At 63.2% G+C, this 26285-nt stretch carries 20 protein-coding genes; 11 read left to right on the top strand and 9 right to left on the bottom strand.

Annotated elements, in window-relative coordinates; all coding sequences use genetic code 11:
- The coding region (locus tag ACTJKL_RS21080; protein ID WP_440853710.1) for a calcium-binding protein at window positions 1-642 on the top strand (642 nt) is incomplete at its 5' end.
- A gap of 194 nt (window positions 643-836) precedes the next feature.
- Window positions 837-1004, top strand: coding sequence for a hypothetical protein (locus ACTJKL_RS21075; protein ID WP_440853709.1), 168 nt, complete (start codon window positions 837-839; stop codon window positions 1002-1004).
- A 207-nt stretch (window positions 1005-1211) separates the two neighbouring features.
- Here ACTJKL_RS21075 and ACTJKL_RS21070 read toward each other — a convergent pair whose 3' ends face one another.
- Together ACTJKL_RS21070 and ACTJKL_RS21065 are read right to left on the bottom strand one after the other, a co-directional pair.
- The gene (locus ACTJKL_RS21070) at window positions 1212-1373 is read right to left on the bottom strand and encodes a hypothetical protein (protein WP_440853708.1); all 162 of its coding nucleotides are present in this window, start codon (window positions 1371-1373) and stop codon (window positions 1212-1214) included.
- A gap of 44 nt (window positions 1374-1417) precedes the next feature.
- Window positions 1418-2143, bottom strand: a complete 726-nt coding sequence (locus tag ACTJKL_RS21065; RefSeq protein WP_440853707.1) for an META domain-containing protein — start codon at window positions 2141-2143, stop codon at window positions 1418-1420.
- Between the two features lie 158 nt (window positions 2144-2301).
- Here ACTJKL_RS21065 and dxr point away from each other — a divergent pair, with 158 nt between their 5' ends.
- Complete coding sequence (gene dxr / locus ACTJKL_RS21060; protein WP_440853706.1) at window positions 2302-3477, top strand: 1-deoxy-D-xylulose-5-phosphate reductoisomerase; 1176 nt, start codon at window positions 2302-2304, stop codon at window positions 3475-3477.
- Between the two features lie 153 nt (window positions 3478-3630).
- On the opposite strand, the gene hemA is transcribed toward dxr, so the two are convergent.
- The 4 genes from hemA to ACTJKL_RS21040 all read right to left on the bottom strand — a co-directional run bounded on the left by hemA (window position 3631) and on the right by ACTJKL_RS21040 (window position 8944).
- The gene (hemA, locus tag ACTJKL_RS21055; protein ID WP_411922194.1) at window positions 3631-4845 is read right to left on the bottom strand and encodes a 5-aminolevulinate synthase; all 1215 of its coding nucleotides are present in this window, start codon (window positions 4843-4845) and stop codon (window positions 3631-3633) included.
- Between the two features lie 351 nt (window positions 4846-5196).
- A complete protein-coding gene (locus tag ACTJKL_RS21050; RefSeq protein WP_440853705.1) occupies window positions 5197-5994 on the bottom strand; it encodes an FAD binding domain-containing protein in 798 nt (265 codons plus the stop codon).
- A 15-nt stretch (window positions 5995-6009) separates the two neighbouring features.
- Window positions 6010-8355, bottom strand: coding sequence for a xanthine dehydrogenase family protein molybdopterin-binding subunit (locus tag ACTJKL_RS21045; RefSeq protein WP_440853704.1), 2346 nt, complete (start codon window positions 8353-8355; stop codon window positions 6010-6012).
- Window positions 8356-8455: 100 nt separating this feature from the next.
- On the bottom strand, window positions 8456-8944 hold the full coding sequence (locus tag ACTJKL_RS21040) for a (2Fe-2S)-binding protein (protein WP_324762432.1): 489 nt from the start codon (window positions 8942-8944) through the stop codon (window positions 8456-8458).
- Window positions 8945-9365: 421 nt separating this feature from the next.
- On the opposite strand from ACTJKL_RS21040, the gene ACTJKL_RS21035 reads away from it, so the two are divergent.
- A complete protein-coding gene (locus tag ACTJKL_RS21035) occupies window positions 9366-9617 on the top strand; it encodes a YMGG-like glycine zipper-containing protein (RefSeq protein WP_003528572.1) in 252 nt (83 codons plus the stop codon).
- A 76-nt stretch (window positions 9618-9693) separates the two neighbouring features.
- On the opposite strand, the gene ACTJKL_RS21030 is transcribed toward ACTJKL_RS21035, so the two are convergent.
- On the bottom strand, window positions 9694-11463 hold the full coding sequence (locus ACTJKL_RS21030) for an adenylate/guanylate cyclase domain-containing protein (RefSeq protein WP_440853703.1): 1770 nt from the start codon (window positions 11461-11463) through the stop codon (window positions 9694-9696).
- A 207-nt stretch (window positions 11464-11670) separates the two neighbouring features.
- On the opposite strand from ACTJKL_RS21030, the gene ACTJKL_RS21025 reads away from it, so the two are divergent.
- From ACTJKL_RS21025 to ACTJKL_RS21010, 4 genes are all read left to right on the top strand, one after another.
- The gene (locus ACTJKL_RS21025; RefSeq protein ID WP_338284037.1) at window positions 11671-12546 is read left to right on the top strand and encodes an alpha/beta fold hydrolase; all 876 of its coding nucleotides are present in this window, start codon (window positions 11671-11673) and stop codon (window positions 12544-12546) included.
- 271 nt (window positions 12547-12817) lie between these two features.
- Entirely contained in the window at window positions 12818-14731 is a 1914-nt protein-coding gene (locus ACTJKL_RS21020) for an autotransporter assembly complex protein TamA (RefSeq protein ID WP_440853702.1), read from the top strand.
- A 122-nt stretch (window positions 14732-14853) separates the two neighbouring features.
- The gene (locus ACTJKL_RS21015; RefSeq protein WP_440853701.1) at window positions 14854-20463 is read left to right on the top strand and encodes a translocation/assembly module TamB domain-containing protein; all 5610 of its coding nucleotides are present in this window, start codon (window positions 14854-14856) and stop codon (window positions 20461-20463) included.
- Between the two features lie 143 nt (window positions 20464-20606).
- Window positions 20607-20999, top strand: a complete 393-nt coding sequence (locus tag ACTJKL_RS21010; protein WP_411922188.1) for a hypothetical protein — start codon at window positions 20607-20609, stop codon at window positions 20997-20999.
- 218 nt (window positions 21000-21217) lie between these two features.
- Here the strand turns inward: ACTJKL_RS21010 and ACTJKL_RS21005 are convergent, their stop codons facing one another.
- Together ACTJKL_RS21005 and ACTJKL_RS21000 are read right to left on the bottom strand one after the other, a co-directional pair.
- The gene (locus ACTJKL_RS21005) at window positions 21218-21697 is read right to left on the bottom strand and encodes a VOC family protein (protein WP_275597239.1); all 480 of its coding nucleotides are present in this window, start codon (window positions 21695-21697) and stop codon (window positions 21218-21220) included.
- 205 nt (window positions 21698-21902) lie between these two features.
- A complete protein-coding gene (locus tag ACTJKL_RS21000) occupies window positions 21903-22337 on the bottom strand; it encodes an Lrp/AsnC family transcriptional regulator (RefSeq protein ID WP_100674603.1) in 435 nt (144 codons plus the stop codon).
- Window positions 22338-22492: 155 nt separating this feature from the next.
- Here ACTJKL_RS21000 and rocF point away from each other — a divergent pair, with 155 nt between their 5' ends.
- The 3 genes from rocF (at window position 22493) to ACTJKL_RS20985 (ending at window position 26134) form a co-directional block, all read left to right on the top strand.
- Window positions 22493-23416 (top strand): arginase, encoded by a 924-nt coding sequence (gene rocF / locus ACTJKL_RS20995; RefSeq protein WP_440853700.1) that lies wholly within the window; start codon window positions 22493-22495, stop codon window positions 23414-23416.
- 173 nt (window positions 23417-23589) lie between these two features.
- Complete coding sequence (locus ACTJKL_RS20990; protein WP_003528560.1) at window positions 23590-24069, top strand: chemotaxis protein CheW; 480 nt, start codon at window positions 23590-23592, stop codon at window positions 24067-24069.
- 283 nt (window positions 24070-24352) lie between these two features.
- The gene (locus tag ACTJKL_RS20985; RefSeq protein ID WP_440853699.1) at window positions 24353-26134 is read left to right on the top strand and encodes a methyl-accepting chemotaxis protein; all 1782 of its coding nucleotides are present in this window, start codon (window positions 24353-24355) and stop codon (window positions 26132-26134) included.
- Window positions 26135-26285 lie beyond the last annotated feature (151 nt).

Below are 26285 nucleotides of genomic sequence, written 5' to 3'. Positions count from 1 at the left end.
CAATCCGGAAACGACCGGGTCTATGGCGGCATCGGCGACGACATCGTCGATGGCGGCGACGGGAACAACTACCTCGATGGCGGTGATGGGAATGACGTGCTCGACTCCGAGGGCGGCATCGACGAAGCCCACGGCGGTAACGGTAACGATCGGATTGCCGCAGGCGCCGGCAACGATCGGGCATTCGGGGATGCCGGAGACGATATCCTGACGGGCGAAGCTGGCGACGACGTGCTTGCTGGCGGCCTCGGCAACGACCTTGTCATTGCCGGAGACGGAAACGACACGCTTCGCGGCGACGCGGGCAGAGATACCCTGCTTGGCGACGCGGGAAGCGACATCCTGTGGGGTGGCGCCGATGCCGACCGCTTCGTCTTCAAGGGCGCGGGTTCGCTCGTCGGACGGGACTCCGTGATGGACTTCCAGGACGGCACGGATCTATTTGTCCTGGAGAAATTAGGCATCAAGCAATATTCAGCCTCCGGCGCCGCCGGCACGATTTTTGCGTATAATGACGCCAGCGGAGACGTGATGTTGAAAGGCTACGATTCCACGGGCAATGCGCTGTCGATCCATGTCGACGATCCGACGAATACCCTCGCCGCCTCGCACTTCAGCAGCGCCGATTTTCTCTTCGCCTGATCGAAGCGGATGAAAGTTCGAGCACCGCGCGTATCCGACGCGCGGTGCGTTCCTTTGAGACTTAAGCCCGATATGAAATGGGCGATAGTCTTAGCCCATTTTGGCTTATCCCATTGAGCAGGCTCCGTAATCCTTGACTGCAACCGGTGCTGTGAGACCCTTCTATCTCGTGCTTGTACTATGCAGGTGAAGCGATGATCTTCGCGGATGACGTTGAGTTGGCCCTCTCTCTGGCCTGCGAAGAACTCCAGATGACCCGGGACGAAATAATCCGCCTCATCCTTCGCGAGTGGCTGGAACAATATGGCTTTATCCAATTCCATGATTTGGACGAAGATAGCGACACAAACAGCAGCGCGTGAGTTCCGCATGATGCCCGTGCGTAGCGGCTTTCCGCCCGGCATTGCGGAAAGCAAGCGGTTAGAGAGTTCCGCGATCGCAGAAAGGCGGAAATGCTCTACCCTACCCTCAAGCTTGCTCCTCGAAGCCGAAGGCCGAGGCGGGCGGCAACGCGCTGCGATGCGTGATTTTCTCGATCCGTGCTGTAGAACAGGGTACGAGAGCGCAGTTCAGGCAAGCGCGACCAGCCGGCGGTAGCGGCTGCTCCGAAGCCCTGCCCCCTGAAGGCCTTCGCCGTTGCCCGATCCCTCCGGATCGTTCTCCCCTTCTATCCGGCCTCCATCTCCCAAGCGAAATAGCGTGCGGTAATCGACGTCGAGCCAATGCAGCATGGTTCAGACGTACAATCCCGTCCGGCCTGTGTCGAGTGGCCCCGCTATTCTACTTCCTTGCACGCTATCCCCGGGTCCTCCTCGCCCTTCATCGTGTCGAAAAGCGTCGCCTCGCCACCCTTCGTCCACCAGACATATCGGCCGCCGGCATATCTGGCACCCGATCCGGAAATCACGTTCGATGCCACGATGAACGTGCCCTCGATGGTGAAGGTCGCGAGCGACGCGGACCCGGCGTCGATGTATTCGACCTCGATCGTCTTGTCGCCGCAGGCATAGAGAACCGTCCGCCGGTCGACTGCTCCGGCGTCGGGAATTTCGATCGTCAGTTCTGCCCGGTTGCCGTTCCGCGACTGCATCGAGGTTAGCTGCAGCACGCGCTTCTCGTTTCGCCCGCCGAGAAAGAGCTTGGTTCCCTCTATTCGCCAGGTAAGCTCCGTCTTCAGCGCTTCGAAGAACTTCCGCTCCTGGTCCATGACCGCCGGTACGCACATCTTGCGGGTGGCGGCAGCCGGCCCGAAGGTGATCGTCGCGCCGGAGAGGCCGAACGTTCCGGTGAAGTGATTGCAGCCGGCCATGCCGCCATAGGTGCCGTCCTCACGAATCTCGAGCGTCGTCTGAAGATCATCGATCACGCCCCGGCCGCCTATGTCCTCGGCAAGCCACGAGCCGACGAGCGCCTCCGGCACCTTTTCGGCAGCCACCGTCTGCATGGAGGCAAGCTCGATCAGCACGCAGGCGCAAGATGCGGCGGTCAGGGCTTGCAGCATCGAAAACTCCTCAGACAAATCATCGTTCGACGGTGTTAACGATTCTTACCCGAGCGCTGCCTCTTGGAGAAGGGCGATGACTTCACCCTTGTTGCCGGCAGTATTCGGCTGTAGAGCCTAGTAAAATCATTAGAACGAGAAGAATACGGGATTTTGGCATGGCATCCGGCGATGATTTCAAGCGCCGTCTGACGATACTGGGTTCCACCGGATCGATCGGGACCAATACGCTCGACGTGGTCGAACGGCTCGGCGGGCGCGATCGATTCGCCATCGCCGCGCTGACCGGCAACGGCAACATCCCGTTGCTTGCGGAGCAGGCCCGCCGCGTCGGCGCGGAGCTCGCAGTCACCGCCGACGAGCATCGCTACGGCGAACTCAGGGAGGCGCTGAGCGGCAGCGGTATCGACGTCGCCGCCGGGCGCAGCGGCCTGATCGAGGCGGCCGAACGGGACGCAGGCTGGGTTATGGCGGCGATCGTCGGCAATGCCGGTCTTGGCCCGACACTTGCCGCCGCCCGCCGCGGCGCCGACATCGCACTCGCCAACAAGGAATGCCTCGTTTCCGCCGGCAGCCTTTTCATCGAAGCTGTCAGCGCGGGCGGCGGACGGCTGCTGCCGGTCGACAGCGAGCACAATGCGATCTTCCAGGTGCTGGAGAACGACCAGCGCCATGCCGTCGAGCGCATCGTGCTTACCGCCTCCGGCGGTCCGTTCCGCACCAGCACCCTCGACGAAATGCGGCATGTGACGGCGGATACGGCCCGCGCCCATCCGAACTGGTCGATGGGCCTCAAGATCTCGATCGACAGCGCCTCCATGTTCAACAAGGCGCTCGAGATGATCGAGGCGCGCCACCTCTTCCGCCTGAAGCCGGACCAGATCGAGGTGATCGTCCACCCGCAATCCGTGATCCACTCGATGGTCGGCTATACGGACGGGTCCGTCCTCGCCCAGCTCGGCTGCCCCGACATGCGCACGGCCATCGGCTATGCGCTTTCCTACCCCGAGCGCTGCCGTCTGCCGGTCGAGCGCCTGGACTTCGCCAGGCTCGCCCGGCTCGATTTCGAAGCCCCGGACGAAGTCCGCTTCCCGGCGCTGAGGCTCGCGCGCCGCGCCATGGAGGAAGGCGGCGTCCAGGGTGCCGTGCTGAACGGCGCCAAGGAGACCGCACTCGAGGCGTTCATCAAAGGCCGCGTCGGCTTCCTGGCCATGGCGGAAATCGTCGAGAGAGTGATGGACGCGCTTGCCGGCCTGCCGGCTGCGGCGAACATGGACGACGTCTTTGCCGCGGATGAAAAAGCGCGGCGGGCGGCTGCCGAGATGATCCGGTAGAGAGTTGTTGGGGGTGAATCCGCCCTCATCCAGCCTGCTGGCCCGTAGGCGGGGCGAAGGGGACAAGTGGCAGCGCCTTGCACCACACGAGCGCTGCTACGAAACAGAGGTTCGGGCGAGGAAGTCCCTCTCCCCGCCAGAGCTCGCCGGAGCTTACGCCACGGCCCTCGCCAGCGCACAGCGCGACCAGAGCGAATGCAGCGCGCCGACCAGATGGTCGATATCGGCGTCAGAATGCAGGGGGGTCGGCGTGATGCGCAGGCGCTCGGTCTTCTTCGGCACGGTCGGGTAATTGATCGGCTGGACGTAGATGCCGAAATTGTCGAGCAGCAGGTCGGATATCCACTTGCACTTGGCGGCGTCGCCGACGATGACCGGCACGATATGGCTCGGATTGACCATATGCGGAATACCGCGCTGGTCGAGCAGCGAACGAAGCCGGCGCACGCGCTCCTGATGCGCGAAGCGTTCGACCTGGCTTTCCTTCAGGTGGCGAATGGAGGCGAGCGCCCCGGCGGCGAGCGCCGGCGGCAGCGCCGTGGTGAAGATGAAACCGGAAGCGAAGGAGCGGATGAAGTCGCAAAGCGCCGCCGATCCGGTGATGTAGCCGCCCATGACGCCGAAGGCCTTGCCGAGCGTGCCTTCGATGACCGTCAGCCGGTGCATCAGCCCCTCGCGCTCGGCAATGCCGCCGCCGCGCGGGCCGTACATGCCGACCGCATGAACTTCGTCCAGATAGGTCATCGCGCCGTATTTGTCGGCGAGATCGCAGAATGCCTCGATCGGCGCGATGTCGCCATCCATCGAATAGACGGATTCGAAGGCAATGATTTTAGGCGCGCGCGGGTCGGCGGCTGCAAGCTTAGCCTCGAGGTCCGCCACCGAATTGTGCTTGAAGATGACCCGCTCGCATTTCGAGTGGCGGATGCCCTCGATCATCGAAGCGTGGTTGCCGGCATCCGAAAAGACGATAACGCCGGGAATTTTGGAACAGAGCGTCCCGAGCGCGGCCCAGTTCGAAACGTAACCGGAGGTGAACAGAAGAGCCGATTCCTTGCCGTGCAGGTCGGCGAGCTCGCGCTCGAGCAGCACATGGTAATGGTTGGTGCCGGAGATGTTGCGGGTGCCGCCGGCGCCGGCGCCGCATTCATCGATCGCGTTCTTCATCGCCTCGGTGACGATGGGACACTGGCCCATGCCGAGATAGTCGTTCGAGCACCATACGGTCACTTCCTGGGCGCCATCGGCCGTGTAGCGCGTCGCCTTGGGGAAGCTGCCGCGATGGCGGGCGAGATCGGCGAAAACCCGGTAACGGCCTTCCTGATGCAGCCCATCCAGCTCGTTTTTGAAGAAACTCTCGAAATCCATCATCATCTCCAGTGCCCTGTCGCCTTTCTTCCTACAAAGCGATCAGTGGTCAACCCCGGACAGGCTCCGACGCGCGGGCTGCGGCAAAAGGCCTCTCGGCCCCCAGACCCCGGTTATTCTGCGCGGCGCGTGTCGTGCCTGGCAAGCGGGAAAGGCGATGGAAAATGACGACACATTTTCAAACCTTTCCGCGGTAATCAGGCTCGACCTCGACACGGAGTCCGAGAGTCCAGTTTTGAACCATTCCAAAATGGCTAGCAAAACTTCATTCTCCCGAACATCGATCGAAGTCAAGCAATTGCGGAAAAAGGACGGCCGCTGCCGCCCTTTTTCGATACCAAAGTTGGTCCGTCAGGCGGCCGCCACGGCGCGTTTCGTCATCACCTTGACGAGATTGGCGCGATAGGCAGCGCTTGCATGAATATCGGAAAGCAGGTTCGAATCGTCCACCTTCACATTGTCGACGGCACCCGGCGACCAGTTGGCGGCAAGCGTCGCCTCGAGGTCCGGATGGCGGAAGACGCCGTCCGACCCGGCTCCGGTCACGCCAACGCGCACTGCGCCATCGTCACGACGGACGACGAAGACGCCGGTCATCGCATAGCGCGATGCCGGATTGGGGAACTTCCGATAGGCCGCTTTCGCCGGCGCTTCGAAGCGGACGGCCGTCACGATCTCACCGTCTTCGAGCGCCGTTTCGAAGAGACCGGTGAAGAAGTCTTCGGCCTTAACCTCGCGCCTGTCGGTGACGATCACCGCGTCGAGCGCCAGCATCGCGGCCGGATAGTCCGCCGCCGGATCGTTGTTGGCGATTGAGCCGCCGATCGTACCCATGTGGCGGACATGCGGATCGCCTATGTGGCTGGCAAGCCCGCAAATGGCCGGACAGACCGCGGCAAGCGCGGCGGAGGTCGCGACCTCCTCATGCGTCGTCGCCGCGCCGATCCTGACCGACCGGCCGTCGACGGTGATGCCCTTCATCTCGGCAATGTGCCTGAGATCGACAAGGTCGCTCGGGGCGGCGAGCCGCTGCTTCATTGTCGGGATGAGCGTCATGCCGCCGGAGAGATATTTTCCCTCCGCGGCGGTCCCCATCAGCTTCGCTGCCTCTTCGACCGAGGAGGCCCGATGATAGTTGGTCTCATACATCTCAAGTCCTCCCGATCAATGCGCGCTATGCACCGCGGCCCAGACCTTTTGCGAGGTCGCCGGCATGGTGAGCTCGTTGGTGCCGATCGCGTCCGTGATGGCGTTGATCAGCGCCGGCGGCGATCCGATCGCCCCCGCCTCGCCGCAGCCCTTGACGCCGAGCGGGTTGCTCGGGCAGGGCGTGTTCGAAGTCGTCACCGTGAACGAAGGCAGGTCGTCGGCGCGCGGCATGGCGTAGTCCATGTAGCTCGCCGTCAGCAGCTGACCGCTCTGGTCGTAATGCACCCCTTCGAGCAGCGCCTGGCCTATGCCCTGCGCCAGCCCGCCATGCACCTGGCCCTCGACGATCAGCGGGTTGATGATATTTCCGAAATCGTCCGCCGCGACGAACTGCACGATCTTCGTCTGGCCGGTTTCCGGATCCACCTCCACTTCGCAGATATAGCAACCCGCCGGGAAGGTGAAGTTGCTGGGATCGTAGAAGGCGCCCTCCTTGAGGCCCGGCTCCATGCCGGGCGGCAGGTTATGCGCGGTATAGGAAGCAAGCGCCACCTGCGACCAGGGGACCGACCTGTCGGTGCCGGCCACCTTGAGCGCGCCGTCCTCGATGACGATGTCGCTCTCGTCCGCCTCCATCAGATGGGCCGCAATCCTTTTGGCCTTGGCCTCGACCTTGTCGAGCGCCTTGAAGACCGCCGACATTCCGACGGCACCGGAGCGGGAACCATAGGTTCCCATGCCCATCTGCACCTTGTCGGTATCGCCATGGACGATATTGACGCTGTCGATCGGTACGCCGAAACGCTCCGCAACCACCTGGGCGAAGGTCGTTTCGTGTCCCTGGCCGTGGCTGTGCGAGCCGGTCATCACCTCGATCGTGCCGACCGCGTTGACCCTGACTTCGGCCGATTCCCACAGGCCGACGCCGGCGCCGAGCGATCCGACGGCGGCGGAAGGCGCCAGTCCGCAGGCTTCGATATAGCAGCTCATGCCGATGCCGCGCTTCATTCCCCGCCGCTCGGCTTCCGCCTTGCGCGCGGCGAAGCCGTCCCAATCGGCCGCCTCCATCGCCCCCTTGAGCGACGCTTCGTAATCGCCCGCATCGTAGTTCATGATCACCGGCGTCTGATGGGGGAAGGTGCGGATGAAGTTGATGCGCCTGAGTTCCGCAGGGGAAACGCCGAGCTCGCGCGCGGCCGTCTCGATCGTGCGCTCCAGCAGGTATGTGGCCTCCGGCCGCCCGGCGCCGCGATAGGCGTCCACCGGCGCCGTATTGGTATAGACGGTGCGGACATTGGCATGGATCGCCGGGATCGCATACTGCCCGGAAAGGAGCGTCGCATAGAGATAGGTCGGCACGCAGGAGGAGAAGAGGGACATATAGGCGCCGAGATTGGCGATGGTGTCGACCTTCAGCGCGGTGATCCGATTGCTGCTGTCGAACGCCATCTGCACCGTCGACACATGGTCGCGGCCGTGCGCGTCCGTCAGGAAGGCCTCGGTGCGGTCCGCGGTCCATTTCACCGGCACGCCGGTGCGCTTCGAGGCCCACAGACAGACGATCTCTTCCGGATAGATGAAAATCTTGGAGCCGAAGCCACCGCCGACGTCCGGAGCGATCACCCGGAGCTTGTTCTCGGGCGCGACATTGTAGAAGGCGCTCATCACCAGCCGGGCAAGATGCGGGTTCTGGCTGGTGGTATAGCAGGTGAAATGGTCGTCGCCGGCATCATAGATACCGAGTGTCGCGCGCGGCTCCATCGCATTCGGCGACAGGCGGTTGTTGATGATCTTCAGTTCCGTGACATGCGCCGCAGCAGCGATCGCCTGGTCGGCCGCACCCGCGTCGCCAAGCTCCCAATCAAAGATCAGATTGCCCGGCGCTTCCGGATGGATCTGCGGCTCGCCCTCGCCCAGTGCCTGGAGCGTATCGGTGACGACCGGCAGCGTTTCGTAAGCCACGACCACCGCTTCCGCCGCGTCGCGGGCTTGCGCAACACTGTCGGCGACGACGATCGCCACCGCGTCGCCGACATAGCGCACGGTCTCGTGGGCAAGCGGCCGCCATGCGCCCATGCGCATCGGTGAGCCGTCCTTCGAGTGGATCATCCAACCGCAGATGAGATTGCCGATCCCATCCGCCAGCAGTTGCTTGCCGTCGAGCACGTCGATAACGCCCGGCATCGCCTTGGCCGACGTCGGGTCGATGCTCCTGATGGTCGCATGCGCATGCGGGCTCCGCACGAAAACCGCATATTTCATGCCGGGCACGACCATGTCGTCCGTATAACGCCCCTTGCCGGTCAGGAAGCGCTTGTCTTCCTTGCGCGCCACCCGCGCGCCGATGCCTTCAACGCCCATTGCCTATCTCCTCCCGAAGTCCTGCAACGAATTTCCGCTCGAGCGGAATGACGAAAATCACGTGCGATGCTCGCCTGGCATCGCGCTCCCTTTGGGTTCCTCATTCTGCCGCCTGGCGAACGCCGCCCGTCCCGGCCGCGGCGGCCAGGATCGCCTGGACGATGTTGTGATAGCCGGTGCAGCGACAGATGTTGCCTTCCAGCTCGGCGCGTACCGTCGCCTCGTCAAGATTGCCGCCATGTCGACGGATCATGTCGACGGCGGTCATGACCATGCCCGGCGTGCAGAAGCCGCATTGCAGTCCGTGATACGTCTTGAAAGCCGCCTGGACCGGGTGAAGCTCGCCGTTCGACGCCAGGCCCTCGATCGTCGTGATCGTCGAGCCGGCCGCTTGGGCGGCAAGGATGGAACAGCTTTTCACCGATTGCCCGTCCATGTGAACGACGCAAGCGCCGCACTGCGTGGTGTCGCAGCCGACATGCGTCCCGGTCAGGCCGAGATTTTCGCGGATAAAGTGCACCAGCAGCGTTCGGTCGTCGCAGGTACCACTTACCTGGCGGCCGTTGACCGTCATCGTTATTTTCGCCATTTCGCTCCTCCGGGTCGGTCCAGAGTCGAGCGCGGCTTCAAATCGGGTGAGATGCGTTCACGCGACTCGAAGTACGCGCCGACCGATATCGATTGCCCTTCCGCCAGCGGTCCACTCCTCCCGAGCCCGCGTGGCGACGTTGTAACATTTGTCTTTTTTTCGGGCTGCCGCAACCGTTTCGCGCCACAAGGGGCAAAAAAATGCGAGCACGTATGTAACCCCGGCAACAGCGCCTTCATGTTCCGTTCAGGAAAGATCGCATTATGTGGCATAAGAACGATCTCGCCGTATCCGTGCATTTTCCTCGGCGGCGGGTTATGTTCCGAATGCAAGTTCAAGTGGAGGGCCGCGGTTCGCACCCTCCCATCACTATAGGACGGACGAGGCGGACGCTGAATCCGTCGAAATCGGAGAGGACATCATGAAGAAAGCCATCGCGCTTGTGTTGGTCGCCCTGTCGGTCGCGAGCTGCACGCAAACCGAAAAGGGTGCCGGTATCGGCGCCGTATCGGGGGCAATCATCGGGGGCGCGGTCACCGGCGACGTCCGCGGCGCGGCTGTCGGCGCGGCGATCGGCGGCGTATCCGGCGCCGTTATCGGCCACGTCACCGACCAGCCGGGCCAGTGCTACTACCGCGACCGCTACGGCCGCCGCTACATCGACCGCTGCTGAGTGCCGCAACGGCCGGATCGACGGCCCCGGAACGATCCGGGGCCTTCATGTCCGCCGGAATGTTCCCGAAGGAGCGCTATTGCGCTGCGATCCCGTTCGCCGCCGATCCGCCCTTCGCTCCCGCTTTGACAAGCCCTTCGCTGAGGTGTTGCAGGTCCGATTCCTGGACGTAGTGCTGCGTGGCGAGGAACGCGTCGAGGTCGAAATCCGGGGCGAGCGCCCGGACCTTCTCCATATGGGCGTGAGCCGCAATGTCATCCCCGAGCCAGCCATAGCAGGCCGCGACGAATGCATGCTGGACGTGGTCCATCACCGAGAGGTGCATGAAGGCCTCGACCGCCTCTCCATACTGCCGGGCGGCGAAATGAGCCTTGCCGAGGTGGCTCCAGAAGCGTTCCGGATGATGAGGATTGAGCTGCATGGCCTTGCGGATCCACTCGACGCCCTCTTCCGGGCGCCCCAGCCAGGTCAGCAGTTCGCCCTGCTGGACCACAACCAGGTCGTAATTGGGATTGAGGGAAAGGGCACGCTCCTGATGGTAGCGCGCCGTCGTCAGCGCGTTGTTGTTCACGTTTACCGCCGCGAGGATGCGATGCACGTCGGCGTCGTTGTCGTCGAGCGCCAGCGCCCGGTCCAGCTCCGCAACGATCTCGGCCCAGACCGCATCCTTGTCTTCGCACCAGCCGTGGACCCAGGCTTGCCCGAGGATGCAGGCCCGCCAGGCATGGGCATGCGCATAGTCGGGATCGAGCGCGACAGCCCTGTCGATGAGGGCCCGGGCCTGCTCGTTATCCGCGACCGTGCTCCGGTGATGCAGGACCTTGGCGGCAAGGGCACATTCGTAGGCGGCCATATTGGCCGGCTTCGTGCGGGCGAGCAGGTCCCGCTGCGCGGCCTCGACGCGCCCCGGGAGCGTTGCCGCTATCGCCGCCGTCACCTCGTCCTGGATGGCGAAGATGTCGTCCAGTCTCCGGTCGTATTTGTCTGCCCAGATATGAGCGTCGTTGACCGCGTCGATGAGCTGGACCGTCACGCGCACCCGGTCGCCGATCTTGCGGACGCTGCCCTCCACCAGATATTGCGCTCCGAGCTTCTCGGCCGCCTCGCGCACGTTTACCGGCTGGTTCTTGTAGACGAAGCTGGAGTTGCGCGAGATGACGAACAGCTCGTGCCGGCGGGACAGCTCGGTGATGATGTCCTCCGTCAGGCCGTCTGCGAAAAACTCCTGGTCGGGATCGCCGCTCATATTGTCGAACGGCAGCACCACGATCGAAGGTTTGGAAACGGAGCGCGGCGCATCCGTAGCCTCCGGGAAGGATGGCAGGACAGGCCCCTCGATCCCGACTCGGAAGAGATGAATCGGGCGGCTGATGTTCTTCAGCATCTTCTCGCCCAGATCCTCGATGGGGACATCGATCCGGTCGGCGACCTGCGTCGCCACCGCAGCCGTCACGCAGATGCCGCCCACATCGGCCAGCTGCTCAATACGGGCGGCGATGTTCACGCCGTCGCCGAAGATGTCGTCCTCCTCGAAGATGATGTCGCCGAGATTGATGCCGATCCTGAATTCGATCCGCCGGTCCTGCGCCACGTCGGCATTGCGCCGCTTCATGCGGCTCTGGATCTCGACGGCGCATTTTACCGCGTCGGTCACGCTCTGGAATTCGACCAGCATACCGTCGCCCGTGGTCTTGATGAGGTGGCCCTTGTTCTTTGCAATGGCCGGATCGATCAGTTCTATCCGATGAGTCCTGAGGCGGGCGATCGTACCGGCTTCATCGGCCTCCATCAGGCGGCTATAGCCTGCCATATCGGCTGCCAGCACTGCGGCTAGTCTCTGTTCCATCGGTTTGCCAACAAACGTTTGGCGGGAGCACCTTCTTCCGGACTCCCGGGTTCAAGCGGTCCAGGGCGATTCTATAGCACCCCGACGTGATCGCCTATCTAAATTAGCAGCCACTTGAAAAGAAGCTGCGGAGCAGCCTGCCGACAGGCATGGAACCATCGCATGCGCTCATTGTTCGGCACTGGTCAGCGCATGTGAGGTGCTCCTATGATCGATTCGCCAGGCTCCGTGAAACACCGCTTCCTCGATCTGGACGGCATCCGGGTCTTCTACCGGGAGGCAGGACCGCCGGACGCGCCGATCGTGCTCCTTCCCCACGGCTACCCGTGCTCATCCTACGAGTTTCGCAATTTCATGCCGCTGCTGGCCGACCGGTGGAGGCTTGTCGCTCCGGATTTCCCCGGATCCGGATACAGCGACACGCCGGACGACTTCGCCTACGGCTTCGACGGCTTCGCAGATTTTCTCGAAGCCTTCATCCGGCGCCTGGGCCTCGATCGTTTCGCACTTTATCTACATGACTTCGGCTCTCAGATCGGCCTTCGGCTAGCCATCCGCCGGCCGGAGCGCATTTCCGCACTGATCATTCAAAACGGCGACATCTACGAGGATGAGTTCGGACCTAAATACGCACCGTTGCAGGAGTATTTCCGCAATCCCACGCCGGAGGGCCGGGCCAAACTCGGCGAAGCCGTAAGCGAGGAAGGATACCGCGACGAATACCTCAACGACGTCCGGCCCGAGCTTGCCGAGCGGATTTCTCCCGACCTGTGGAAGCTCCATTGGTCCATGACAACGGCCAAGCGGCGTGAGATCGCCATAGACGTGATCGCGGGGTTGCGGGAAAATCTCGCCTGGTTCGATCGCTACCAGAGATACCTGCGCGAACATCGACCGCCGACGCTGATCGTCTGGGGTCCGCAGGACGGCTACATGCCCGAGGGCTCCGCCCGAGCCTATCTCCGCGACCTGCCGAATGCCGAACTGCATCTCATCGACGGGGGCCATTGGTTGCTGGAGACCAACCTGTCCGAGGTCGTCTCCCTCTGCCGAGATTTCCTCTCGCGCGCTTCGGCAAAATGACGCCCTCGCTTCCACCGGTCGCTACTTAAGCTGAGCGTCGACCGGCCTGCTTCGTGGCAGAAGCCGCTTGCCGCTTAAAAGCATTTCCGTTGTGCCTGAAGCACCACAGGGGAGTCCTTTCTGCCAAAAAATCGTCTTCGAATCGCCGCTTCGGGGTGGATGCGGCGAGCGGTCATCGTTAACAGATGGAAAACTATGTCCTGCTAGCTTGGCCGACGCCGCGTATGCAGGCAGTTGGTACAGAGTCGCCTGAAACGGGATGCGGAGAGGAATGTCTCCACCACGATCGAGTATTGCGCACTGGAAGACAGCGACCGCGCTCACAATCGTGGCATCGGCCGTGCTCGGCCCGGTTTCCGTCGAGCAGGCCCACGCGTTCAAGATCTTCGGCATGCGCTTCTTCGAAAGCGCGGAAGAAGAAGTTCAGGTCATAGACCCGGTTCGCTATACGCTGACTTTCGATGCGGGAACGGATGACGAGGAGCTCCGGGAGGCGCTGGAAAACGGCTCGCGGCTCGTTCAGGATCAGGAAGAACCGGTCTCGGGCGATCTTGGCCTGGCGATCAAGGCGCGCGACGACCGCGATCGGCTCCTCGCCGTCCTCTACGAAAAGGCGCGTTACGGCGGCACCGTCAGCATTCTGGTCAACGGCCAGGACATCGATAGCCTCCCCCCGGACCCGGCTTTCCCCGACGGCCAGCCCGTACCGGTCGTGGTTCGCGTTGCTCCCGGGCCGGCATTCACGCTGGGCTCGGTCAGGCTCGAGGGAGACGCCGCGCGGCTCGACCCAGCCGCCTACGACCTCAAGCGTGGCGCCCGCGCCGACTCGACCTTGATCATCAAGGCGGGCGAGCAGATCGTGAACGATCTCAAGGAACAGAGCAGGCCGCTGGCCAAGCTCGCCGAGCGCAGCGTCGTTGCCGATCACGCGACTTCCACGGTCGATGTAACGATCCGCGCCGATGGCGGGCCGGTCGCGCCCGTCGGCGACCTGACCGTCAGCGGCGCCAGAACGGTCGACCCGGATTTCGTCAAGGATTATTCCCGCCTGAACCACGGCCGCCCATATTCGCCGGAGAATATTCGCAAGGCCGCCGAGCGGCTGCGGCAGTTGAACGTGTTTTCCAGCGTCACCATCAACGAAGCCGACGGGCTCGCGCCCGACGGCACGATCCCGATGAACATCCAGGTGTCCGAAGGCAAGCACCGCTATTTCGGTTTCGGCGGACAGGTCTCGACCACGGACGGCCTTGGGCTTCAGGGCTATTGGGGACACCGCAATCTCTTCGGACGCGCAGAATCGCTTCGGATCGAAGGCTCGGTCGACCGCCTCGGCGAGACCACGGATGTCGCCGGACTCGATTATTCGGCCGGCATTCTCTTTGCGAAACCCGGCGCCTTCGGACCGGCATCGACCTTTACCGCAAGCGTCAAGGCGGCAATCGTCGATCCGGACGCCTATAGTGCCAAAACGGTTACCGCTGCGGCTGGCGCCGCTTTCGAGCTTTCGCCCGAAGACACGTTCTCCGTCGGCGCGGAAGTGGGCTGGGCGGATGTCGACGACGCTTTCGGTTCGAATTCCTATATCACCGCCGCCCTCCCGTTCGAATATGTCCGCGACGCACGCGACGATAAGCTGAACCCGACGGAGGGTTACCGGGCGCTGATCAATGCCAAACCGAGCTACGAAATCGAAGGAAAGACCTTTTTCAGCTCCTTCGAAGCTTCCGCGTCCGGCTATTACGCGTTTGGAACGGAAAAGCGCTTCGTGCTGGCCGGCAAGCTCGGCGCCGGCGTGCTCGTCGGTGGCGACGAACTCTTCGATATTCCCGCGACCCGGCGGTTTTTCCTCGGCGGTGGCGGGTCGGTGCGCGGCTATTCCTATCAGGAGATCAGCCCCCGCGACGCCGATGACGAACTGACCGGCGGACGCTCCTATGTGAGCGGCTCCCTCGAAGCCCGCATCGCCGTCACCGATACGATCGGCATCGTGCCGTTCATCGACGCCGGCACCGTTTCGGAAAACACGGCGCCCAATTTCTCCGACATCCGGGCCGGCGCGGGCATCGGTCTGCGCTATGCGACGCCCTTCGGCCCGATCCGGCTCGACTTCGCCGTGCCGCTCAACAAATATCCGGGGGGCACCACTTACGGAATCTATGCTGGTATCGGCCAGTCCTTCTAATGCCCGGACTATTTGCTGCATGCGCGCGACACCGTGGTAAGATGAGCGAAGTCCCGCCTGCCGGGCGATGTGCCGGCACTCTACCGATTCCAGAGCGGCGCAACATGGACTATGGATAGGACATGAATCAGGTCACCTTTTTCCTTCGATCTGCGCTACGGTACTTCTTCGCCGCCCTCGGCACGCTCGTGGTCGTGCTCCTCCTGCTCGTCGGCTTTCTGGGCTTCACGGTGCCCGGCGCCCGCGTCGTCGCCTGGGCGATCGAGAAATATGCGGCAACCCCCGACCAGATCGTACGCATCGCCGACCCGGGCGCGCTTCTGACTGGCGACTTCACGGCCGGCACCATTACGCTCTTCGATGGCGAAGGCATTTATGCGGAGGTCCGCGACCTTTCGGTGGACTGGACGCCCGCAGAACTATTCTCGCTTCGCTTCGACGCCAGCAGGATTTCGGCCGGCACGGTCCGCGTCGAACGGTTGCCCGTCCCCTCGACCGAGACCCAGGAAGTGCGCTCGACATTTGCCCTTCCGGTGGACGTGAAGATCGATGCCTTCGACCTCAAGGAAATCGTGCTCGGCAAACAGATCGCCGGCGAAGATCATTTCCTGACGGCCAAGGGCAAGCTCTACGCGACGAATTCCAGCATCGCTCTCGAGCTCGATGCCGCCGAACGGGACCGCCCTGATGCGCGCGCGACAGCCGATCTCGTCTTCAACCCGGCCGGCAACCAGCTGAAGCTTGAAGCCGCGCTCGCGGAGCCGAAGGGCGGCCTTCTGGCGAGGCTGCTCCGCCTGCCGGGAGAACCTGCCGTCAACATGACCGTGACCGGACAGGGACCGCTTTCCGATTGGGCGGGCTCGGGTATGGTTACGCTCGACGGAAGCGAGATCCTTCGGCTCGACGGGCAGCACGTGCTCGCGGCCGACGGAATGCACATGCTTACCATATCCGGCGGCGGCGCTTTCGCCACGCTGACGCCACCGGCCTTCAGGCCGCTCTTCGAAGGGGAGAGCAGGATCGACCTGAGGGCCGCCTTCGACGGCACGAGCAAGGTCCGGATCGATGCAGGCAAGATTTCGACCGGCGCCATGACGCTCGATGTCTCCGGCACGGTCGACAGCCGCGGCGAGAACAACCTCCAGGCAAGGCTCGCCGGTACGAGCGGACCTTTCGATTTCCGCTGGCCGCTGAAAGACGGCGAGTTGCAGGCGCTCGTCGAGACCGCAAATCTGTCGCTGATCGGCGACGGGCAGTCGGCAATCCTCGACATCGCCGCCAATGTGCCGTCCGTGAACCTGCCGCAGGGACGATTGGGCGGCATCCGGCTGTCGGCACAGAGCGACGCCTTCAATCTGGCGACCCGGTCCGGTCCCCTGAAGACGACCGTAGAAATCGCCGAGAGCCGCTTTGCAAATGCCGATCTCGATCGGGCGGTGCAGGCGCCCCTGAAGCTCGACGGCACCATCTCCGTTACTCCGGAAGACATCCGTTTCGACCCGCTGGAAATCGAAAGCGCGAGCATCGGCGGCACCGTCACCGGCAGCTTCGATCGCGTAGAAACGACGCTCGAGGCGGCATTCAAGGCCTTTGCCGTCAGAGAGGTCCTGCCGCCGGGGCTCGCCGACAAGTTCGACAGGACCATCGCTCTTGCGGGCAATGCGGTCGTGGAACAGGACGGCAGCGTCCGGTTGAGCGAACTCGACATAAAGTCCGGTGCGGTCGACGCCTCCGGCTCCGTTGCGCTTGCCGGAAGCACATTGACTGCGGACATCCAGGGGACGCTGCCCGATCTCGGACGGCTGCTCGCCGATGCGAAGGGCTCGGCCGCCTTCCACGCGGTCGCCTCAGGCCCTCTGAACAAGCTCGGCATCGAAGCAGAGATAACCTCAAGCGGAGCGACGCTCGCTGGCCGCACACTGGACGATCTCGTCGTCAATGCCGACGCTACCGTGACGCCGGGGAGCCCCGAAGCGAAGCTTACGGCAACCGGTACTCTCGACGGCCAGGCGATCGACGTCCGCGCCGACGTCGTCACCCGGGATGGCCGCACCTCGATCCCCGCCCTCGAGGCAAAGATCGGCGAAAACCGGCTGACCGGTGCGATGGAGCTTACAGCCGACTTCAAGCCGAACGGGACGATCGACTTCAACCTGCCCGATCTCGGCCTCCTTGCCGCCATGGCCGGGCAGCAGGCATCGGGCGACCTTGCCGGCTCCGCGACAATCCGGACCGCCGACGGCGTCACGTCGCTCGCGCTGACGGCCCGCGGCGAAAGCATCAGGCGGGACGCATTGACCATTGCCAAGCCCGTGGTCGACGTCGACGTCGCCGATCTTGCCAGCCTGGCGATCAAGGGCAGTGTCAGGGCCGAAAGCGTCGTCCAAGGCGAAAACCGCCTGACGGACATCGATATCGCCTTCGAGCAACAGGCGGAAAGAACCGGCTTCTCGGTCGGTGCCGAATATGAGGGCTCTCCACTCGCAGCGACCGGCGATCTCGCGAGCCGTGACGGCCGGACCGAGATAAGCCTTGCATCGGCCTCGACGACAGCCAAGCGCATCCCCTTGCAGCTTGCCCGGCCGACCGTCATCGCCATCGAGAACGGCGTCGTGCATATCGATGGGCTGACGATCCAGGCATCGACAGGTACGGTCGCCGTCACCGGTACGGCAGGCGAGACGCTTGATATTTCGGCGGATATCAGCGAGCTGCCAGCCACCTTGATCCACACCGTCGCGCCGACGCTCGGGGCCGAGGGCACGATTGCGGGCAAGGTGGACATTGCCGGGAACGGCGCGGCACCGGTCGTCCGCTACGATCTCACCTGGAGCGGCGCCTCGATCGCCTCCGTGCGGTCGGCCGGCATAACGGCGGAAGACCTGTCGGCGAAGGGAACCGTGACCGTCTCTGACGACAGCATCCGCCTCGACCCCTTGGCCATCGAACGCGCCGGCTTTCGCGGCGATGTGACGGCTAGCCTCGACCGCGCCGGAAACGCGGCCGAGGCGAATTTCCAGTTCGTTGCCGAACCCGCCGCGCTGCCGCCCGGCATCGGCGCAAAATTCGATGCGCCGATCACCGTCTCCGGCAAGGTCGCAACAGGGGCCGGCGGCGCCGTCGAACTGAGCGCACTCGAAGTCAAATCCGGGACGGTCAACGCCACCGGGTCGGCCGCCCTTGCCGAGGGCGCGTTGACGGCCAAGATAGAGGGCGCATTACCGGATCTCGGCAAGCTGCTCGCCGAGGCAGAAGGCAAGGCCGCTTTCACCGCCGACCTGTCCGGACCGCTCGACGCGCTCGGCGTCAAGGCGGAAGTGACCTCCAGCGGCGCGGTCCTCGCGGGACGCACGCTTTCGGATTTCGTGATCACAGCCGATGCGACGGCGAAACCCGGCAGTCCGCAGGCGAAGCTGACGGCGACGGGAGCTTTGGACGGCCAGGCGATCGACGTGAAGGCCGAGGTGGTCTCGAAGGACGGCCGCACTTCGATCCCGACCCTGGAGGCGAAGGTCGGCGACAACAGATTGACGGGTGCGATCGATCTGACGGCAGACTTCAAGCCCGAGGGCACGGTCGACTTCAATCTGCCCGATCTCGGCCTTCTTGCCGCCATGGCCGGCGAGAAGGTCTCGGGAGACCTATCCGGCTCGGCAGCGATCAAAACGGCGGGCGGTGTGACCTCCCTTACGCTGAAAGCGAACGGCAGCGGAATCAAGCGCGGCGATCTGATGATCACAAAACCGGTCGCCGATATCAGCATCGCCGATGTGGCGGCACTCGCGATCCGGGGAAGCGTCAAGGCGGAAAACGTCGCTCAGGGTCAAAACCGTGTCACCGGCCTCAATCTCACCTTCGATCAGCAGGGCGGCAGGACCGGCTTTACCGTCGACGGCAGATATGACGGCGGTCCTCTTTCGGCCAAAGGCGACATGGTCGCAAGCGGCGGCCGCACCGAAGTCCGCCTCGCCTCTTTCGCGGCAACGCCCAAGCGGATACCGCTGAAGCTTGCACGCCCGACCGTCGTCGCGATCGAGAACGGCACGGTGCTCCTCGATGCCCTGACCATCGAGGCTTCGAGGGGAACGATCACGGTCGCCGGCTCTGCCGGACCGAAGCTTGATATTTCAGCAAGACTCAACGCGCTGCCTGCCGCACTGATCAACACCTTCGCCCCGACGCTCGGGGCGGAAGGCACGATCGCCGGGACGGTGGACGTGGACGGAACTGCGGCGGCTCCGGTCGTCGTCTACGGCCTCAGATGGAGCAACGCCTCGGTCGCAGCGGCGCGCGGCGCCGGCGTATCGTCGCTGGCGATTGCTGCAAAGGGGCGCTTCGCCGACAACCGGGTCACCGTCGATGCCACGGTCTCCGGGCCCGGAGACCTTTCCTTCCGGGGCGGCGGCAATGTCGAGCTTGGCGGCAACATGCCGATCTCGATGAAATTCGCCGGCGACGTACCTTTCGCGCTGCTCGCCAATATCATGGCGCAACAGGGTTTCACCCTGACCGGATCGGCCAAGGTCGACCTTTCGCTCTCCGGCCCGGCCAAGGCGCCGCAGATTGCCGGCACGGTCTCGACCGCCGGCGCCCGGCTCGTGGACGTTCGCCGCAATCTCGCCCTCAACGACCTCACCGCCAATGTCGCACTGGACGGCAGGCAGGCGACGATCTCTCGGCTCTCGGCCAATCTGGCCAGCGGCGGATCGATCGAGGCGAGCGGCACCGTGGGCATCGTTCCCGGTTCAGGTTTCCCGGCGGATCTCAGAATCCGGCTCAACGATGCGACCTATGTCGACGGCACGCTGTTCACCGCCAACCTTGCAGGCGACCTGACGCTCAACGGGCCGCTCGTTTCGACACCCGTACTTGGCGGAAGGCTGACGATCCGCAGGGCCGCGATCACCATACCGGAGAAGCTGCCGGCCTCGCTCTCGCAGATCGACATCAAGCACCGGAACGCCCCGGCACGCGTACAGCGGATGACGAAAGATCTGCGCCGCGATACGTCCGCCGGCACCGAGGCAAGCGGCGCGATCGCCTTCGATCTCGCCGTCAGTTCGCCGGGCCAGTTCTTCGTACGCGGTCGCGGCATCGATGCCGAACTCGGCGGCGATCTGACCATCCGCGGCACCGCCGTCCAGCCGATCGTTTCCGGTGGATTCGACATGCGTCGCGGGCGCCTGGAGATTCTCGGCAAGCGCCTGACCTTCACCGACGGTCACATCGGCTTCGGCGGCGACCTCATCCCGACGCTCGATCTCGACGCGACCTCGAGCGCCGGATCGACGACGATCACGGTCAACGTTGCAGGCCCGGCCAACAACCCGACGGTGACCTTCTCCTCGTCGCCCGCCCTGCCGCAGGACGAGATCCTGGCGCAGCTCATCTTCAACCGGTCGCTGAACAATCTCTCCGCCTTCCAGATCGCGCAGCTCGCCTCGGCCGTGGGCCAGCTTGCCGGCGGCGGATCGACGTCGCTGCTCGACGGCCTGCGCAACAAGCTCGGCGTCGACGATCTCGACATCACGACCGACGAGAGCGGCGGCGCCCAGGTCCGCGCCGGCAAATATCTCAACGACCGCACCTATCTCGAATTGCAGCAGGGCTCGGACTCCGCTTCCAGCAAGGCGGTCATCAACCTCGACATCGGCCGCGGCGTGAAGCTGAAGGGAGAAGCGGCCGGCGACGGCTCGGCCGCCGGAGGCATCTTCTTCGAAAGGGAATATTGAGGCCTGACGATGCCGCCCGCCGGCCGATCCGGCGGACGGGTTCATCGTTTCGGCCGTCCCATTATTTTTCGAACCGGAGTCTTGACCTCAAGCACGGTTGAGGTTGCAGAAATCACTCCGTGTAACGGACACGGAGGTACGACATGACTGAGCAGATACTCTTCCGGAACGTGATGAAGATCACGGAAGGCAGCCTGGAACCCTTTCGCGAAGCGGTGAAGCAAGCGATCGAGTTCGTCGAGCGAAACGGACCTCAACTCATGGTCCAGACATTCATCGACGAGCAGGAAATGCGTGCGGTCAGCTTTCAGCTCTACCGGAATAGCGAAGACGTTCTGCGCCATTGGGAAATATCGGACCCTCACATCCGAGCGGTATCGGAGCATTGCAGCGTCGAGAAGTTCGAGGTTTACGGCAATCCGAGCAACGAGGTCGCAGCCGGCCTATCCCAATTCTTCGGCGACGGCCGCGGACACATCATGAAACCACTTGCGGGATTCACCCGCTTCCAGAGCACTTCCAGGAAAAGTGTATAACGGTTCTCCGTCCGAAAGTGCGTTGGGTCAAAGGGTCAGAGCACTTTCAGGAAAAGTGTGTAACGGTTTTCCGTCCGGAAGTGCGTAATCTCAAGGGCTGGATCATCTCGCTGTTTCAGTGAAATGATCCGATTCGCCCTTTACCGGCTGCTGGACGAATTTTTCTGAAGCGAACAGGGGAGCTCGGGTCAGGCGTGAAGGCGTGAAGGAGCGCCCCTTCACGCCGCGTTGCGATCGACCCCGAACGCATCCAGTACCTCGCTCTCGTCCGTTGCCGTGAACAGCGCCCAGATATGACCGAACGGATCGATGAGGGCGCCGACCCGGTCGCCGGTCGGCAGCGTTTCGGCGACATTGCGCAGACTGGCGCCGGAGCCCATCGCCCTTTCGAGCACGCGGTCCACGTCGTCGACGTGCAGTTCCAGGATCGCCGCCGTTGTTCCGAGCGCGTGCGGCGATCGCGGTCCGCCGAGCCTCGGTTCGGCGTCCCGGCGTGGATTGGCGCCGGCCACCCGGAAGACCGAGTCGCCGATGCAGAGGTCGGCACTCGTCAGAATGCCGCTCCACTCGTGCCGCTGCAGCAGCTCGGCACCGAAGACATCGCGGTAGAACGCAATCGCCCGCTCCTCGTCACCATGCCGGACGAAGAGCTTTATGCAGATCTGCCGTACCGACGGGCCGCCGGAATAACTAGCCATGGCAATCTCCCTGGATCGCAATGATGTCGAGCGGGTGGAACCCGCGATCAAATACGCCATCGTTCAAAATGAGACCGCATGCCGCGGAGACCGCGCCCGTGCTCATGCCTCTCTTGTTTGCTGAGAGGAACATCTTATCCGAAGATAAGAACAAATCAAGAACAAAAGCAGCCGTGCGTCGCCAATTCGCGCCGCGGCGATCGCCTCACGAGGACCCGGTCAACTTGCTGGTCTTCAGCAGAATGTTCGTTTCGGTCACGTTGATGCCGTCGATCAAACGGATGCGCCGCAAGGTCTCATCGAAGCTCGCGAGATCCCGGTCCTCGAGTTCGGCAATGAAATCCCACCTTCCATTGGTGCTGTGCAGCGCCCGCACCTGCGGCAGCCCGCGCAATTGTTCGGCGACGCGGTCCGCCATCTTTCCGTGAACCTCGATCATCACCACGGCCCTGACGCCGGAGGCGGGGATTTCCGCGCCCGTGCGGATGGTAAAAGCGGCAATGGTCCCATTCGCGACGAGCCGGTCGATGCGCGCAGCAACCGTGGCACGCGAGACGCCGGTCATCGCCGAAAGCGCGGAGACGGGCATGCGGGAATTTTGCCGGAGAGCGCCGATGAGCGCCTGATCGAGATCATCCATCTTATCACTTCGTCCAAGGGGACTTTACACTTTGCGCATCTTATCTTCCCAATCGACAGTTTTCCATCTTTTTGCCGCCACGCTTTTTGACGATAATCCGCCGGACTTCACGGGAACCGAGCTTCCCGGCAACCGGGCCCAGGGACGAGGCGGACATGAAAACCATCACATTGATCGGCGCACCCATCGAGGAAGGCTCGGGCCGCCGCGGCGCAGCCATGGGGCCGACGGCGCTCAGAATCGCCGGAATAGACACGGTTCTCGCCGAACTCGGCCATACGGTCAATGACGAGGGGGATCTGAGGCCGCTGCCGGCATGCGATCTCGCCAACCATCCCGGCGCCAACAATCTGCAATCCGTCGCAGCTTTCGCGCGCGCGCTCGACGAAGCCGTGCATGAAACCGCGCACAAGGGACATTTCCCCATCATTCTCGGCGGCGACCACGCGCTCTCGATGGGAAGCGTCTCCGGCATGGCGCGTCACGCCCAGGACGTCGGCCGGCCTCTCTTCGTCCTATGGCTGGACGCGCATGCCGACTTCAACTCGCCGGCGACCTCGCCCTCCGGCAACATGCACGGCATGCCCGTCGCCTTCTTCTGCGGCGAAGCGGAGTTCGCTCCGATCCTCCCGAAGGACCGGCCGCTGGTCGACCCGAAGAAGGTCTATCAGGTCGGAATCCGCTCGGTCGACGCGCGTGAGCGCGAGGAAATTGCCGAGCACGGCGTCAATGTCTTCGATATGCGTGCCATCGACGAGATGGGCATGGCCCATATCATCCGCCAGATTGTCGATGAGGTTCGCGCCGCTAACGGCCTGCTGCATGTGAGCCTCGACGTCGATTTCATGGATCCGGAACTGGCCCCCGGCGTGGGGACGACGGTCCCGGGCGGCGCGACATTCCGCGAGGCTCACCTCATCATGGAAGTGCTGTGCGACAGCGGCCTCGTCTCTTCCCTCGATGTGGTCGAGCTCAACCCGTTCCTCGACGACCGGGGCAAGAGCGCACGCATTCTGGTCGAACTGACGGCAAGCCTCTTCGGACGCCGTATCCTCGACCGCCCGACGCGCGCGGCCTGAAGCCACGCCCGCCTGCTCTCCTGCGAGGGGGGAACGTTCAGCAAAGGCTTAACGAATCCGCGCCTAATATAGGCATACAGAGCGCAAGGCGGATTTTCCGCGCATGAAGCGGCTTGCGCCTCGCCGGATGTCATCGGCGGACCACCACGACCGGAAAGCTGGAAGGACCTTCGATGACAAGCACGCAGAGAGCAGCCGGATTCGACGGCGAGACGCTCGAAATCATAGCGTTTCGTCTCCACGATCAGGAATTTTGCGTCAAGACCACAACGATCCGCGAGATACGCGGCTGGGCCCCGTCGACGCCCATCCCGCATGCCCCGCCGGAAGTGATCGGCGTGATGAACCTGCGCGGGACGGTGATCCCGATCATCGATCTCGCCCATAAGCTCGGCATGAAATCGACCGTCACCAACGAACGCAGCGCGATCGTCGTCGCCGAGGTCCACAACATGGTCATCGGTCTCGTCGTCGACCGCGTTTCCGACATTCTGACCGTGCAGGGCAGTCAGGTACAGCCTGTGCCTGAAGTCACCGCATCCTTCGACAAGAGCTTTGCGGAAGGCATCATCGCCAATGAATCGGGCATGATCTGCTTCCTCAATCTCGCCCGCATGTTCAAGGAGCGGGAAACCGAAGAACTGGCGGCCTGAGCCTGCGCATCTGCATATCGGGAGCGACTCACTATTTCCTTGAAACAGTTGAGTCGCTCTGCGCGGCAAAAGACCACATCTTTTTACGAGTATGTAAGCAAAAATTCTATTTTAACGCGATTTTAAGCCCGCTTTACTAATTTAGATCGCACAGCGGCATGAAGCCCTTCGTGATTTCGAAATCTCCCCAGCAACCGCCAGCCGCCCTTTCCTGAAGGACGGCGAAGCAGATCACAAACGTCCGCTCCGCGGCCGTTTCTTCGCGAAAATTTCAGAGGGGATCATGTTTTCATTTACCAGAAGCCGTGACGCACGGCAGATCATCGAAGCCTTGTCCAAATCGCAGGCCATCATTCAGTTCGACCTCGCCGGCAACGTCCTCGACGCCAACGAGAACTTCTGCAAGGCTCTCGGCTATAGTCTGCAGGAAATCGTCGGACAGCACCATCGCATCTTCTGCGCGCCGGAATACGTGGCGACTGAGGAGTATCGTGAGTTCTGGGCACGTCTCGGCCGCGGCGAATTCGACAGCAACAGCTACCGGCGCCTCGCCAAGGGCGGACGGGAGATCTGGATCCAGGCGAGTTACAACCCGATCTGCCGAAACGGCAAGCCCTACAAGGTGGTCAAGTTCGCAACCGACATCACCGCCGTCAAGATGAAGGCCACGGAAGATGCCGGCAAGCTGGACGCCATTTCCCGCTCGCAGGCGATGATCGAGTTCACGCCTGCCGGCGAGGTGCTCACAGCCAACGAGAACTTCTGCAACACGCTCGGCTATCAGCTCTCCGAAATCCAGGGCCGGCACCACAGCATGTTCTGCGAGCCCGGTTATACCGGCACGGCCGAATATGCCGATTTCTGGAAGCGCCTGGCCCAGGGCGAATTCATCTCCAACGAATTCGTGCGCTATGGCAAGGCCGGCAAGGAGGTCTGGATCCAGGCCGCCTACAACCCCATTCGCGATCCGAACGGCCGGGTTTACAAGGTGGTCAAATTCGCGACAGACGTTACCGAACGCATGGCCGCGATCAATGCGCTCGGAGCCGGCTTGCGAGCGCTTGCCGACGGCGATCTGGCACAATCGCTCGACACGCCCTTCGTTCCCAGCATGGAAACGGTGCGCAAGGACTTCAACGAAGCGCTTGTCCGCCTCTGTCGGGCCATGCAGACGGTCGGCGAAAATGCCAGCGCGATCGCCGGCGGCGCACGCGAGATCCGGTCTGCAGCCGACGATCTGTCGAAACGCACAGAACAGCAGGCGGCCTCCGTCGAAGAAACGGCCGCAGCGCTGGACGAGATCACCACGACCGTCGCGGATTCCAGCCGCCGTGCCGAGGAAGCGGGCAATCTGGTCGCAAAGACGAAGGATGGCGCCGAACGCTCCGGACTTGTCGTCAAAAGCGCAATCGGCGCCATGGGCCAGATCGAGCAATCCTCGCGCGAAATCAGCAACATCATCGGCGTCATCGACGACATCGCCTTCCAGACGAACCTGCTGGCCCTCAATGCCGGTGTCGAGGCGGCGCGTGCCGGAGAAGCCGGCAAGGGCTTCGCCGTCGTGGCCCAGGAGGTCCGCGAACTGGCGCAGCGATCGGCCAGCGCGGCAAAGGACATCAAATCCCTGATCACCGCTTCAGGCGAGCATGTGAGGAACGGCGTATCGCTGGTCGGCCAGACCGGCACCGCCCTGGAAACCATCCTGGCGCAGGTGCAGGAGATAAATCACAACGTCTCGGCGATCGTGGAAGCCGCCCGCGAACAGTCGACCGGTCTCAAGGAAATCAACCAGGCAGTCAATGCGATGGATCAGACGACGCAGCAGAACGCCGCCATGGTGGAGGAAAGCACGGCCGCGAGCCATCGGATGTCGCAGGAGGCGGACGCGTTGCACGCCCTGCTGCGTCAGTTCCGCATCGGACGGAACGCTTCGCCCGCAAGCGACAACAGGATGGAAGCGCCCCATTCGCCCACGCGTCTGCACGCAACTGCAAAGGCGCTGCGTAGCGGCACGAGGTCCAATCTCGCGCTCGCTCCCGCCTCGGACAACTGGGAGAATTTCTGACCGCACTCCCGCCCGCGCTCTTCTTCGAACGCAACGGCTCCCGTCAGGAAGAGCGTAAGCCTCTCCCTCCTCTACCTGTCACCGGGATGAGGGCAGCGACGCGCCTGCGGGGCGGAAAGGGTCTTTTCCAGCCCAAGGACTTGGGCTGGCT

It is taken from the genome of Sinorhizobium sp. 22678 (assembly GCF_052044265.1).
Taxonomy (GTDB): domain Bacteria; phylum Pseudomonadota; class Alphaproteobacteria; order Rhizobiales; family Rhizobiaceae; genus Sinorhizobium; species Sinorhizobium meliloti_A.
This window is presented reverse-complemented; position numbering and strand designations above follow the sequence as displayed.

Excerpts from the sequence above, each read along its gene's own strand:
- ACTJKL_RS21075 (WP_440853709.1), top strand. The coding sequence starts at position 837 with ATGATCTTCGCGGATGACGTTGAGTTGGCCCTCTCTCTGGCCTGCGAA.
- ACTJKL_RS21070 (WP_440853708.1), bottom strand. The coding sequence starts at position 1,373 with ATGCTGCATTGGCTCGACGTCGATTACCGCACGCTATTTCGCTTGGGA.
- ACTJKL_RS21065 (WP_440853707.1), bottom strand. The coding sequence starts at position 2,143 with ATGCTGCAAGCCCTGACCGCCGCATCTTGCGCCTGCGTGCTGATCGAG.
- dxr (WP_440853706.1), top strand. The coding sequence starts at position 2,302 with ATGGCATCCGGCGATGATTTCAAGCGCCGTCTGACGATACTGGGTTCC.
- hemA (WP_411922194.1), bottom strand. The coding sequence starts at position 4,845 with ATGGATTTCGAGAGTTTCTTCAAAAACGAGCTGGATGGGCTGCATCAG.
- ACTJKL_RS21050 (WP_440853705.1), bottom strand. The coding sequence starts at position 5,994 with ATGTATGAGACCAACTATCATCGGGCCTCCTCGGTCGAAGAGGCAGCG.
- ACTJKL_RS21045 (WP_440853704.1), bottom strand. The coding sequence starts at position 8,355 with ATGGGCGTTGAAGGCATCGGCGCGCGGGTGGCGCGCAAGGAAGACAAG.
- ACTJKL_RS21040 (WP_324762432.1), bottom strand. The coding sequence starts at position 8,944 with ATGGCGAAAATAACGATGACGGTCAACGGCCGCCAGGTAAGTGGTACC.
- ACTJKL_RS21035 (WP_003528572.1), top strand. The coding sequence starts at position 9,366 with ATGAAGAAAGCCATCGCGCTTGTGTTGGTCGCCCTGTCGGTCGCGAGC.
- ACTJKL_RS21030 (WP_440853703.1), bottom strand. The coding sequence starts at position 11,463 with ATGGAACAGAGACTAGCCGCAGTGCTGGCAGCCGATATGGCAGGCTAT.
- ACTJKL_RS21025 (WP_338284037.1), top strand. The coding sequence starts at position 11,671 with ATGATCGATTCGCCAGGCTCCGTGAAACACCGCTTCCTCGATCTGGAC.
- ACTJKL_RS21020 (WP_440853702.1), top strand. The coding sequence starts at position 12,818 with ATGTCTCCACCACGATCGAGTATTGCGCACTGGAAGACAGCGACCGCG.
- ACTJKL_RS21015 (WP_440853701.1), top strand. The coding sequence starts at position 14,854 with ATGAATCAGGTCACCTTTTTCCTTCGATCTGCGCTACGGTACTTCTTC.
- ACTJKL_RS21010 (WP_411922188.1), top strand. The coding sequence starts at position 20,607 with ATGACTGAGCAGATACTCTTCCGGAACGTGATGAAGATCACGGAAGGC.
- ACTJKL_RS21005 (WP_275597239.1), bottom strand. The coding sequence starts at position 21,697 with ATGGCTAGTTATTCCGGCGGCCCGTCGGTACGGCAGATCTGCATAAAG.
- ACTJKL_RS21000 (WP_100674603.1), bottom strand. The coding sequence starts at position 22,337 with ATGGATGATCTCGATCAGGCGCTCATCGGCGCTCTCCGGCAAAATTCC.
- rocF (WP_440853700.1), top strand. The coding sequence starts at position 22,493 with ATGAAAACCATCACATTGATCGGCGCACCCATCGAGGAAGGCTCGGGC.
- ACTJKL_RS20990 (WP_003528560.1), top strand. The coding sequence starts at position 23,590 with ATGACAAGCACGCAGAGAGCAGCCGGATTCGACGGCGAGACGCTCGAA.
- ACTJKL_RS20985 (WP_440853699.1), top strand. The coding sequence starts at position 24,353 with ATGTTTTCATTTACCAGAAGCCGTGACGCACGGCAGATCATCGAAGCC.